The 13051-nt window shown below is 39.4% G+C and carries 11 protein-coding genes and 1 riboswitch; of the genes, 4 read left to right on the forward strand and 7 right to left on the reverse strand.

All coding sequences use genetic code 11. The annotated features are described in order from the left end of the window. Positions 1–167 precede the first annotated feature (167 nt). The 4 genes from HH219_RS07325 to HH219_RS07340 form a co-directional block, all read right to left on the reverse strand. On the reverse strand, positions 168–713 hold the full coding sequence (locus HH219_RS07325; RefSeq protein WP_054205663.1) for a DUF4136 domain-containing protein: 546 nt from the start codon (positions 711–713) through the stop codon (positions 168–170). A 290-nt stretch (positions 714–1003) separates the two neighbouring features. Then, positions 1004–3790, reverse strand: coding sequence for a hypothetical protein (locus HH219_RS07330; protein ID WP_054205664.1), 2787 nt, complete (start codon positions 3788–3790; stop codon positions 1004–1006). Further along, a complete protein-coding gene (locus HH219_RS07335) occupies positions 3790–4335 on the reverse strand; it encodes a hypothetical protein (protein WP_054205665.1) in 546 nt (181 codons plus the stop codon). The genes HH219_RS07330 and HH219_RS07335 overlap by 1 nt, the downstream gene beginning before the upstream one ends. Positions 4336–4340: 5 nt before the next feature. Then, complete coding sequence (locus tag HH219_RS07340) at positions 4341–5636, reverse strand: hypothetical protein (RefSeq protein WP_054455529.1); 1296 nt, start codon at positions 5634–5636, stop codon at positions 4341–4343. A gap of 178 nt (positions 5637–5814) precedes the next feature. On the opposite strand from HH219_RS07340, the gene nhaD reads away from it, so the two are divergent. Then, entirely contained in the window at positions 5815–7062 is a 1248-nt protein-coding gene (nhaD, locus tag HH219_RS07345) for a sodium:proton antiporter NhaD (protein ID WP_054205667.1), read from the forward strand. Positions 7063–7177: 115 nt separating this feature from the next. After that, positions 7178–7350: riboswitch (Lysine riboswitch) on the forward strand. A 77-nt stretch (positions 7351–7427) separates the two neighbouring features. Next, complete coding sequence (gene lysC / locus HH219_RS07350) at positions 7428–8831, forward strand: lysine-sensitive aspartokinase 3 (protein WP_169327053.1); 1404 nt, start codon at positions 7428–7430, stop codon at positions 8829–8831. Here lysC and HH219_RS07355 read toward each other — a convergent pair. After that, complete coding sequence (locus tag HH219_RS07355; protein ID WP_169327054.1) at positions 8808–9554, reverse strand: 4'-phosphopantetheinyl transferase superfamily protein; 747 nt, start codon at positions 9552–9554, stop codon at positions 8808–8810. The genes lysC and HH219_RS07355 overlap by 24 nt on opposite strands. A 153-nt stretch (positions 9555–9707) precedes the next feature. Between HH219_RS07355 and HH219_RS07360 the strand changes: the two genes are divergently transcribed. After that, positions 9708–11030: a sodium-dependent transporter gene (locus HH219_RS07360; RefSeq protein ID WP_169327055.1), complete on the forward strand. Its 1323-nt coding sequence runs from the start codon at positions 9708–9710 to the stop codon at positions 11028–11030. Between the two features lie 39 nt (positions 11031–11069). Beyond that, on the forward strand, positions 11070–11381 hold the full coding sequence (locus tag HH219_RS07365) for a zinc-ribbon domain containing protein (protein WP_249118471.1): 312 nt from the start codon (positions 11070–11072) through the stop codon (positions 11379–11381). Positions 11382–11917: 536 nt separating this feature from the next. On the opposite strand, the gene HH219_RS07370 is transcribed toward HH219_RS07365, so the two are convergent. Both HH219_RS07370 and HH219_RS07375 read right to left on the reverse strand, forming a co-directional pair. Continuing rightward, a complete protein-coding gene (locus HH219_RS07370; RefSeq protein WP_211842048.1) occupies positions 11918–12220 on the reverse strand; it encodes a hypothetical protein in 303 nt (100 codons plus the stop codon). Positions 12221–12377: 157 nt separating this feature from the next. Further along, entirely contained in the window at positions 12378–13049 is a 672-nt protein-coding gene (locus tag HH219_RS07375; RefSeq protein ID WP_169327057.1) for a glutathione S-transferase N-terminal domain-containing protein, read from the reverse strand. Positions 13050–13051: the final 2 nt, after the last annotated feature.

A 13051-nucleotide genomic window follows, 5' to 3' on the forward strand; every position in this document is an offset into this window, starting at 1 on the left:
ATACCTAGCGATAAAGCTTTGTAGCACAGCGTATGTGTATGTTAGATGTTTAAGGGGGGGAGCTAATGTCATTGGGTGTATTTAAGTAAAGAAAACACGTGGTTTTTAGCTCTTTTCAATAATAGAAAGCGCATAATATGCACTTTCTATTATGAAGAGTTATTTTATTACTGCTTATCTGGTGGGAAGTTACTTAGAATATCAGCCACTGTTTTAGTAATTGCGTCAGTGCGCGCTTCAGGTGATTGATTTTTTCTTAATCGACCTTCTTTTGCTCCGCGCCATACTAATTGATTTGATGCACGGTCAACAACATCAACAATTAACGTGCCTACTTCATATTCACGCGTCGTTGTTTGTGTATTGTAACCCATACCCCAGTAGTTCCAACGTGCGCTGTAACCGGTGTTAAATGTGTCTACATCAATTTTTGTGTCTACCGATGCATGATAGTTAATAAGTACATCAGCTTGCGTTATTTCGCTCAACTGCATGCCCATGTTTGTCAGCTCTGTATTAACTGCATCACGTACGCGCTTTTCCATTAATGGACTGATCTGATAATTGGTCGTATTTTTAGTTAAACTTGCATCTTGAACCCAAGCAAAGGTTTTATAATTACTAAAATCAGCCGATTTATCGTAATCCCAATCAGGGGTTTTTGCGCATGCTGCTAAAAATAGCACTGCTGTTGCAATTAGTAGGTTTTTCATCACGTTTGCTCCTTGGCAAATTTAAACTCTATTCATTTGATAACATAACATAAAAAAAATCCCACAAATGACATTTTTCAATATGTTTGTGTTATTAAAGTTTACCTAACCCGAACTCTGGTTAAGATATTTACTAACTTACGCGTCAGACGCTTTCCAATTGCAAGTAAATTCAACGTAGTTAGCGTTGAAACTTGCCATTTAAACTAGCGACTGAAAATAGACTTATTATCCAGAGTTCAAGTTACTTGGTTGTAAGTTTAGTTGTTATTAGCTGAATTATAGATTAATTAGTCATCAGTAGTGTGCTCTACTTCTATCCAATCTTTTTCATCGACCCAGTTTTGTGCGCCATCTTTAACTGAGCGAATAGGCACAATGTAATCGCAGCTAATTTGTGGTTTCACAGAGGCGAATATTGGCACAAAACCAAAGCTTAATGCGGTCTCTATAATTGCTTTTTGGTTTTGCGGGTCGATATCGGCCGCCTCATCAATGTAAATAGGAATACGGTATAAGTTTTGTTCTTGGTCGCTCAATAGGTAGCGAATAAACAGCATGCCGCATAATAATTTAATGGTGATACGCGTTCCGTTTGAACCTGCTGAATCGATTTTTTCAAAGTGCTCCGTTTCGCCAGCGCGGTTTACCACTTCAAAGCGAATATCAAATAAATCGGTTAATGTTAAACCCGCTTTATCAGAGGCAAGCTTAATTAAATGATCTTTTGCTTCATTAACAGCGCTTTCGCTGTAAGGTTCTTGGCTGAGTAAATCTAATGTATCACCTTGTTCAAACTGGTTTGACGTACTGATAATTGTATCAATACTATCAACCAGCATTTTACGTGGTATTACATTGATTTTAAACGCTTGTAAGTTAGAAATACGGTGCTGACTAATGCCTTTATTAAAGCTGTTCATTTCACGGCGCAGACGGTCTAAATCTTCCCGCAGGCCTTTAATCGTGGCTGCAACTTCGGTCAGTGCAACACGCGCTTGGCGCTCAACAGCGTCACGTTCATTATCAATATTATGAAATGCACCGATGAGTTTTTGGTATTTACTAAACTCGTCGTTTTCGTTATCAAACTTAGTAATACCCGCATTATAAATATGTAAATAAGTGTTACGCACGTTAATATCAAAGTTACGTAGCTCTTGGCAGTTTTTATTAAAGTGATGTACTAAATCACTGAGATTATCAAAGTCGATTTGAATATCAATCATGTACGGGGTGATTTTACCAGTATACAAATCAAGAGTATGGTCAATTCGTTCAGATTTCACTTGGCGTAGGCGATCAGCTTGGCGAGAAATAAGATCTTTTTTCGATTTAATAATCGAGCGTCTATCAGCAATTGAGCCGCTATTTTTTTGAATATCTTGTAAGTAATCGTCTACTTGATCACGCTCTGCAAGTAATTGCTCTTTGAGCATCGATTGCGCATCGACAGATTGCAGCATTACCTCAAACTGTTCAAAGCGTTTTAACGCGCTTTCGGCTGACATGAGCTCATCGTATAACGCGTCTTTTTCTTTTTGTTTGTCAGCTACATTGGCAGCTACATCGCGCTGTTGCTTAAATTCCTTTAATGAATGTTCAAGCGCTGTTAGCTGGGCGGTTAATTGCTCTTTGTTCTCGCCGCTTTGCATTTGCACTGATGAGAGCTTTTTCAGTTTAATCGTTGCGCCGGGCAGGGTAAGTACACCGCCTTTAACGTTATCTGATAATTGCTCTAAAAATGCGCCAAACACATCTTCATCGGTGATATCAATATCGCCATTGCTGGTGGTGGCGAACGAGAGAATATCTGGGTTTAAAATACGTGAAATTTCTTCAACATCTTTTAACGATAAGTCCTCGCGCATACGCGTGAATAAATTGAACTCAAGGTTTTTAAGTTGCAGTTTTAAGCTTTTTATTTGCTTTTGTGTTTCGCTAATGCGGTAGTCAAGGGTGTGTAAGCTTTGCCCTTGCGCACTATTTATTGAGTGCGAAAGTGACTCGTAATCTTGCTTTAACTGGCTAAGGCTCACTTTTAAGGTCGCCATATTCACCAATTCAAATTCAGATTTTAGTGCACCAAAATCTAAAAACCATTGCTCGATTTGTGTTTGTCTGCGCTCAATATCTCGTGATTGCTGCACATAAAGCTGTTGTTTTTGCTCAAACTCGTGCTTTTCGTGCTCTATGTTCTCAAGGGCGATATTAAGTTCATCTAATTGCGCTTCTTGATACGTGTCAAAATCAATTAAGGCTTGATCAATTTTTGGTGCGTATGCGGCCAGTTTACCTTTAAGCACGGTTTGGTTTTCAAGCATAGACTCAAGCGCGCTAATTGGCTCTTGCATAGATTCTAGCGCTTTTAACTCACGTTTTGCGCGGTTTACTTTATCGAACGAGCGACGCCAGACTTCATAAAAATCGACTTTTGAATTTGACATATGGCGTTCAAACACGCGCAACATAAAGCGTTTTACATCTGCAGCACCCAATTTATGCAAGTTTAAAATTCGGCGGAAAATCTCTTTATAAATAGCCGAGTCTTGCACATTATTAAGCGGGATCATTTTTAAGTTAATGTCGCCATCAAATGGCGTAGCACCGCCCGTTAATAACGCGTTTAACTCTTGCGCTTTAAGCTCAATAGGATTAAAGCCTTGCTCTTTTAAGTGATTAAATAGCTTAGTGAATTTTATAATGGTTTTACCTTGAGTGTACTGTTCAAGGTTAAGCTTTCCTTGGTAACAAAAAAACTGATGCGCGTAACCTGCTATTTTACCAAGCCCTGCTACACCAATAACAACAGGGCCATGGGGGAGGTCGGCTTCAAGTAAAATATAAGATTGATCTGACGAGAAATAAAACTTACGGGTTTCGTCTAAATCATGGCCATCCCATTCGGTAAGGCGTAAATCATTGATCAGCGGAAATTGCAGGGCGTTAATGACCGAGCTTTTACCGGTATTATTAGGGGCACAAATAGAGCTACTTTTATCAAGTGGGATCACACATTTTGCATAACCTGCGGTGTTTAAAAGTGCGAGTTTGCTGAGTCCGTAAAGGTTTTTCATTATTCGTCCTCACCAATATAGGTTTCTTCGTTCACTTCCATTAATGCATCGATATAGCGATAAGCAGGTGCTTGTAACATAAAGCCATTTTCCACTTCACGGGCAAGGCCTAAGCGTATCATTCGTAAATACACGTCTTTACGTAAGTCAGAGCCTGAAAAAATTTCGAGTTGATCAAACAAGTGTTTGTTCATCTGTACTAATGTTTGCATTAGTTCAAGGTCATTCACTTCATCAAACAGGGCGCGCATTGGATCTTTACCTGAGTTGGCATAGTGTTCAATCAAAATGTAAATGGTTAGGGCAATCGCGCGGGAGATTTTTCCCATATTTGGGGTGCTTTCGTCACTGGCAAAGTAATAAAAACCACGGCTATCGTGTTGTAAATCATGGCCAAGGGCGCTAAATAATGCGCGATATGCATCAATTTGTTGATCAAGTTCTTGCCACATTACCGTGTCTTGTTCGCTAATATGATAGCCCGTGACTAATTTTTTATTAATCGTTTGTAGGTGGCTTAGTTCATCTAAATTTATGTGTGTCATAACGGTTACTCATTTCCTGTTGATGATTGTGAAGATGCAACAGGGTTAGAATTAAAGGGTGTTGTATTAAAAGGAAAGAGTGAAAAATGTTGTCCTGCGATTTTAACGCGCATTTTTTTATCGCTTTGATTTATTTCAATATCAGTGTCGCTTACTAGCTTTTGATATAAAAATAGCATTTCGTCTGCTTCAAGGTCAGGGTAGCTTTCCCCTAAAAAGCTTAATAATGGTTGTGGTTTTTTACGCTTCGCATTAAAGCGCTTTTTAAAGTTCGCTTTTACATTGTTGTAATCAGGAATATTAGGAGTAACAAAAGCAGGCACATCGTTTTGGTCGGGTAGTTCATATTCACTGTGCTCAAACTCTGTCAACGTGGCCATATAAGCGATGATATGGCGTTGTTGCCCGAGTGAAAAACGTTGCGTGTCAGATACAAAATGAGGTTGAACAGCACTTAGCATATTATCAACACCATTTTTACGCACCAATCCCAGCACTTTTGCCGCTTGGCGAGTGATCATATTATTGCGGCGTAACTCTTCACGCAGTGGCATCAACATATCGGCACTTTTACGTAAGCTTTCGCGACCCACTAGGTGCATCTCTAAAATGCGGGTGCGCAGTTGCTCTAGCATACGTTTGTCTTGGTAGGCTTTACCTGAGCGTTCTATGTATTCAATTTGCGTACTTATTTGCGTTTCAATGGTACTAAAACACGCATGAAAATCGCCACGAATATCAACCATCTCAAGCATTGGTTCTATGTACTCGTCAAATGCTTCAATGACGGCTTTATAGCGCTTTTGCAGTGATTGCACTGCGTTATTGGCTTTAGCTTGTTCGACTATGTTTAAAATGGCGTTTTCATTGTGGGCAAATAATTTCATTATTTTACGCACTCGATCATCCATAATGCGGCTAAAGCGGCGCATCTCATCGTAGTCTTCAATGCTACCGGCATTATCTAGGCGGTTGCCTAGGCGTGCTAAATCTTCAACCAATACGCTAATTTCTTGTGCTAGGCCTAAATGCTCTTCTTGCAATAAAAAGGTGGCGAAATCTGCAATGGCACGGTTAATTTCAAGCTGAGATGATTTTGCCAAGGGAATAATAATATCTTGGTTTAAAAGCCGATTGGTTTCTTTATAGATCCGTTCGTTTGACCACGTTGGTTGTTTTTGTTTGATCGCACTTTGTACGTCTTTTAGGCTAAAATCGGCCATTTTAAAACGTTTAAATAGCAGCTCTAACATTCCCCAGTGCTCGGTTAGGGTATTTAGCAACTTTTTAGCTGGGATCATAAAGCTCCAAAAAATCTAATGAGTGCTGTGTACCTGTGTTATTTGGACACAGCAATTACTTATATAATATTAAATTGGCAATAGTTTTACACAGCCTTTGGTGCTAGACTGCGCGCCGTGTCGATTACTGACACCTAGTATACAATTTTTACATTTTTATAAAGGTTGTTCAAACACCATGGTAACTGCAATTATCCTAACCCTGATAGCGCTTGCATTCGTGCTCATCGTTATAGAGGATATTATCCATGTAAACAAGGCCAAAACCACGCTTTTCTTTGGTACTTTATGCTGGATTATCTTATTTATCTCGCCTTTAAACGGGCAAACCCCCGAAAGTGTACAACACCAACTTGACCACAATATTTTAGAGATTGCCACATTATGGTTGTTTTTAATGGCTGCAATGACCTTTGTTGCCTATTTAAACTCTAAAGGTTTTATCCAAAATATTGTGCACAAGATCATGCCAAGCTCGATTAGCGAGCGAAAGTTAATGTTCTTGATTGGTGGCTTTTCATTTTTATTCTCGTCGATTTCAGACAACATTACCGCGACGCTAATTTCATTGGCCGTTGTTATGTCGTTAAAACTGGACCCGAAAAAACTGATTAAGTACGCAACGTTAATCATCTTCAGTGTTAACTCTGGTGGTGTGTCGTTAATTACCGGTGATGTAACAACCTTGATGATTTTCCTTGATGGTAAAGTCAGTATTGGAAATTTACTACTGTTAATTGCCCCTGCATTATTTAGTGTTGCTTTATTGGCCGTTATGCTGTCATTTGGGTTAAACGGTGCGGTGCAGTTTACTAAGCAAGAAGATCGCCGAATTGAAAAAACGGATATAACCATTGCCGTTATTTTCTTATCGACGATTATTGCAACGCTGACACTCAGTGTGATGTATCACGTACCTCCATTGTTAACGTTCTTGTTTGGTTTATCGTTAATGTTTTTAACGGCGCAATTTTTAATGCGCAAAAAAGACGTCAACAAAAAAATCATCGACTACATTCGTGAAATTGAATACGACACGCTACTGTTTTTTGTGGGTGTACTACTGCTTGTTGGTGCGCTAAAAGAAGTGGGTATGCTAAGCAAGTTTACGAATTTGTATGAGTTAATGGCACCAGAGTATGCAAACTACTTAATGGGTATACTCTCTGCTGCGGTAGATAACGTTCCGCTGACTGCTGCGCTGCTTAAAGCTGAAATAGTCATGAGTCCGCAACAATGGTTGTCGTTCACGTATGCAACTGGTGTGGGCGGCTCAATGCTTATTATTGGCTCTGCGGCAGGTATTATTGCGATGAGTAAAGTAAAAGCACTCACATTTTTAAGTTATTTACGTATGTCGTTGTATTTATTAATAGCGTATACAATCGGTTATATGGGCTCATATTTAGCAGGTAGTTTTATTTAATGACCTTTATTAATTAAAACAACTTGACAGCTAGACGTCTAAACGATAACTTTCAAAGCCCACTTTATGTGGGCTTTGTTATTTTAATTGGCAATTATAAAATGCAATTAATCTAACATTCAGAAGAGGTGCGGTATTTAGGTACTTAATGTGAGGCGACGACTGCCAACGACCATTAAGGAGGGAAATATTCGCCGAGGAAAACAACTGCACGTCACAGTGGTTTTTCGGTTTATGGGGCTGAATCCTCAAAACTGTCACCAAATTAGGTGGAGAGCTTCTGGCAGTGGACTTTTCTTATCGAGCACCCCCTTGCCAAGTTCTTCTTGTATTACCGTGGTTTGAATGCCACAAAAGGAGACGACATGAATACCCAATTAGCTGCTAATAACGCGCAACAGTCAGCACAAAACCAAAAAACAGATCACGTAGTAGCAAAATTTGGCGGCACCAGTGTGGCCAACTTTGACGCTATGAACCGTTGCAGTGAAATTATTGTAGCCGATAACAATGTACGCGTAGTGGCTGTAAGTGCCAGTGCAGGTGTCACTAATCACCTTGTTGCATTGTGTAAAAAAGATATCTCAACGGATGAGCGCGCAGAAAACATCACTGGCGTGTTAGCCATTCAAGAAGCCATTTTAAATGAGCTATCGCTTGATGCAGATTTAGCCCATGGCTTTGACGAAACTATTAAGGCGTTTCAAGCTTTAGCCAGTGAAGGCGTTAAATCAAAACAACAACAAGATGAACTCCTGAGTTTTGGTGAACGCTTATCGTCGTATTTATTTACCCAAGTGCTGCGTTTGAATGGTTTAAACGCAATTCGTTTTGATGTGCGCCAAGTATTAAAAACAGACAGCCAGTTTTCAAAGGCAACACCAGATGTAGCGGCCACCGCTGCGGCTGCGAAAGAGCATTTGGTCCCGCTATTAGCGGAGCACGTTATTGTAACGCAAGGTTTTATAGGCAGTGATGCACACGGCCAAACGACCACTCTTGGTCGTGGCGGTTCAGATTACAGTGCAGCATTATTAGCTGAAGCAATTAACGCCAAAAGCGTGCATATTTGGACGGACGTGGTAGGTATATTTAGCACTGATCCACGTTTATGTGCCAAAGCAACACCGATTGCGCGCTTAAGTTTTGATGAAGCGGCAGAAATGGCCACTTTTGGCGCTAAAGTGCTACATCCTGCGACTATTTTACCAGCAAGCCGTAGTCACATTAACGTCTTTGTAGGTTCGAGCCGTGAACCAGAGCGCGGTGGTACGTGGATTGAACGTGAAAAATCACAATTGCCAGGTATTCGTGCAGTTACACAGCGTAAAAACCAGTTATTGCTTACGCTTAAGAGCCCTGAAATGCTATTAGCCAGCGGTTTTTTAGCGCGCGTGTTTACGATTTTAAGCGAGTTTAACATCTCGGTTGATTTAGTTACCACGTCAGAAATAAGTGTGGCTATTACATTGGATAACGCGCCAAATGCATCGCGTCCTGAGCTTGATCAAGACTGTTTAGATAAATTAGCAGAGTTTTGCCATGTCTCGGTAGAAAACAACTTAACGCTAGTGGCGCTGATTGGCTCACAAATTCAATTACGTCAGCACGAAATGAATTTAATGAACGTATTAAGTGATTTTAATATTCGCTTAATTTGCCATGGTGCTAGTAAGCACAACTTATGCTTTTTGGTAGAACAAGCTGAATCGGATCGCGTTGTACAAGCCATTCATAGCCGCTTATTAGAAGTTCAAAACGCCGCGTAATTGGTCGATAGTATTTACCACAGAGCACTGCCAGTCAGTGCTCTGATTACTCACTACACTCACATCAAACTCATTATATTGGCAGCTTACAGCGCGCAAATGAGCCTGCGTTAATTGATCAAACACATTGGGACTCAGTAATTTTGCAATCGGCTGGCTGGTGGCTTTAGCGAGTGCTTCTTTTAAGGTCCATATTCTAAAAAATCGCTCAGCGCCTTGTTGTTGATTTTGCGTTATTAAATTTACTTCATCAGGGTGGTAAAAATGCTTTGCGAGCTTTTCAAATGGGCGCTTTGTGCTTATTTTTTCAATATCAAAACCAAACTCAATTCGCTCAATATTCAGCGCGGCACCGACAAAACCGTTTGAGTGCGACAGGCAACTGCTAAACACGGTGTTACTGCCCGTTATATGTATGAGTAATTTACTGCTAGGCTCGTCAAATTCAGAGCTAATATGATGAGCTGGTAACTTGGCAAACTCTGGAGAGCTTAGTTTTACTAAATACTTAAGCAGCAGTCGAGTGGCTAAATATTCTTGCTTGGCTTTGTTACTTTTACGACGGGTGATCACCGCGAGTTCAAAAGGGCTCAATAGCGTATTTAAAGCGAACTTATCAATATTTAAATGCTGAGCATCACATAATAAAATAGTGTGGGTATTGAGCGGCTGTACCATGTGCGTTGTAATAACTAGCTGCTGTTGAAAAAATATCGCAGGCATAAAATCCACAATTAAAGAGATAAAAGAACAAATACGTTTATATTTCGTGCGAATGCGCGCCGGTTATTTCAGCCAAGGCAAATTTATTACTCAGTGACTGTGAAATATGGTTTAATTCACAATAATGAAAAATAATAACAGATTTGTAGATGTATGGCACAATCGCGTGATGGTTTTCAAAGCCGCCTTGGCTTTGTTTTAGCAGCGTCTGGCGCTGCGGTAGGATTAGGTAATATTTGGGGGTTCCCCACGCAAGCGGCTAATCATGGCGGCGGCGCATTTTTACTGGTCTACTTTATTGTAATATTTTTATTGGCATTACCCGCTTTATATACTGAATTATATTTAGGTCATAAAGCGCAAGCTAATCCTGTAAAAGCACTCAGAAATGCATGGCAAGAGCAAGCGCCACATGTAGGTGCTGCTGCGGGTTACCTAGGCTTAGCAGGCGCTATTGTGATGCTTAGCTTTTACTCCATTGTAGCTGGATGGATGCTTGCCTACGCACTTGAGCCCATAGCTTTATTTTTAGGGTTTACTGAAATCAGCACGTTTTTAAAAACCGACTCGATGGCACGTAATTTTATATTTACACCACTGATGCTGTTACTCACCGCGAGCATTATTCTTAAAGGAGTTAAATCTGGGATTGAAACTTGGTCACGCCGGTTAATGCCTATGTTGTTGGTTTTACTGGTGGGATTAATTGCTTATATAGCAACGCTTGATGGCGCTAGTAATGGCTTTGCTGCGTATTTAGTCCCTGACTTTAGCCAAATACTCGACCCAGGATTAATTATTGCGGCAATGGGGCAGGCGTTCTTTTCGTTGTCACTGGGTGTGGGTTGTATGATGATTTATGGCTCGTACTTACAGCCTGATGCTAACTTACCGCGTTTAACCGCATCGGTAGCATTGCTAGATACAGGGGTGGCGTTTTTAGCCGGTTTATTAATTATTCCTGCCATTTATGTGGCGCAGCACAATGGCGTTCAAGTATTTAGTGATGGTAAATTGGTGGGCGAAGGGCAGTTAATTTTTGCAATTTTACCGCAGTTATTTAATACCATGGGTGAAGTCGGGTTGTTAGTTGGTTTACTATTTTTTGTATTGATGTCGATTGCATCGCTTACTTCAACAATTTCATCAACCGAAATTCCGGTGGCTTTTCTCGTCGAAAACCATCAAGTAGAACGTAAACAGGCGACTTTTTTAGTAAGCCTTACAGTACTTACAGCATCATCGTTGATTATTTTTAACTTTGATTGGTTATTCGGTTTAGTGATTATGGTATTAACACAGTATCAATTACCGCTGATGGGCTTATTTTACTTTATCACTGTGGGTTGGTTATGGCGCCGTGGTAATCAATTGCATAAAGCTGCAAGTGGTGTACGTTATTGGTTTGCACAGTATATACGTTTTGTATGCCCAATATTGATGACCGCCGTGTTTGCCAATGTCGCGTTTGGTTGATAGTTTAGCCGTCAGATTTTAGTTTTACAAACCAAGAAATTGATAATACCCATTGGTGATATAAGGGGATGCGCTATCTATCAGAGACGCGCGATCCCCGCAGCTATCGAACAGCAAAGTTATTGTATATACCCACGAAATCTCTACATTGATATACAAAAGCAATGTGTCGATTGTCACAGAGCATTTATATTTTTTGCTAAAGAGCAGCAATACTGGTTTGAACAATTAAAATTTTGGATTGATGCAAATGCAATCAAATGTTTTGAATGCAGAAAGAAAAGCCGTGCAATAAACCGGCTGCAAATTACCTATGTAAACTTAATCATTAAAGACCATATAGCGCCATAGGAAACCCAATTGCTCAAGTCCAGCGCGCAACAGCTTTTTGAGTTAGGCGTGATCAAAAAGATTAATAAAATAAATGCTATCCGTAAAATGTAAGTAGACGTATTTAAGGGACCTATGTGATGAAGTTTTAACTTAACCTGTCAGATTCGATTAACTGAGCTTAACCAAAGCTGACAGTCAGAAGTCTATCAATTGCAGGGATTAAGGGTTTTAATGTCTGAAGTCAAGATTTGACCCCTTCTGCCTTGACCCCTTCTGCCTTCATATCTTCTCCATAGTCTTTTGGTGTACCTCTTGTCAACTGCTGTCTCTTTTTTTATAATTAGTTTTTGGCCTCAGCTCTTAAAAGAGGTAACTACAAACCATTAATAATCAACTTGAGTGAATTACATCCACAAAATAATTTAGAATCTCAAATAAGCGTTAGTAAACTTTATTTGAGGTTGTTTTAGATAAAATTTATATATGTATGCGTAACAGTAAAGTCCGTTCCAATTGATAAGTGGCACAGCTAAACAATCAGCGTTAGTAAAAAACTAAAACTTTTCATATGGCTTAGCAAACACCTGATATTCATCTGAATAAACTATTTTTCCTGGTCTGTCAGTTCTAATTTGTTCAACTACGACACCTTTGCTTTCTAGCAATACAATAAATTCTCTCACCTTAGAAATATGTTTTTTGGCCGATATTTTGAACCAACTAATGAAAACATCAGATTTTCTTAGTTTTTGAGTATTCAAATAATCCAACGGTGATTCTAGGTGGTTGTTAAACCAGTCCATGGTTCTCTCTACTTGTTCCAACTCATAATCCAAAAATTTATTATCATCTTTCATATACCTAACAGCATGAAATAGACCTAGTCGCTGATTTGACTCAAGACAAAATTCGTTAATTACAAAGCGGATATACATACTTCATTCCATTAAAATCTAGGACAAAAGCTGCTCATTACTTCCGTCCCTTTTCTAAGATTATTTTAAAGACATTGCGTTAACTAGAAGGAGTATTGTATCGACTTGAGAGTTCGGTATACCATTCACGAGCCTTTTCTGGAAGGTCATGATGATTGAAAGATTCGCTCGTTTGAAGTAGCCACTTTAAGCTTCCAAAAATGATAAAATCTGCATATGTTGGATTTAAACTGCCTACAAACCTTGCTCTCATGAGGTACTTTTCTAAAACCAATAGCTTTTTTAGTAAACTAGATGTGGCTTCAGCACTTTTACTTTCTTGTACATCTTCAAGAGACATTAAGAATAGTGCTTCTCTTGATTTTCTAAAATATGCTTTATCTTTATCTTGTAATTTTTTGAAAATGTCAAAAATTGCAATCTGTGCGATATCAGAATGAAGTGAGTTAGACCACGCTTCAATAAACCTAAAGGCTTGTTTTGCATCTTCATTTGGAAAAAGTAAAGGTGTATCTGGGTAAGCTTCGTCCAGATAGAGAGCAATATCATATGAGTCATTAATAACATTGTTGTTATCTGATATTACTGGCACCGTTTTAAATTGCCCTTCACTGATGTTTTTAATATCCGTGAAAGCTACTTCTTCGCATTCAAAATTCACTCCTTTAAAACTTAATGCCATTCTTATACGCCAACAATAAGGACTAAAAATGACTCCGTTTTTTCCTGCTAATTCATACAATTTAACCATGT

It is taken from the genome of Pseudoalteromonas sp. NEC-BIFX-2020_015, from assembly GCF_012952265.1.
GTDB lineage: Bacteria > Pseudomonadota > Gammaproteobacteria > Enterobacterales > Alteromonadaceae > Pseudoalteromonas > Pseudoalteromonas neustonica.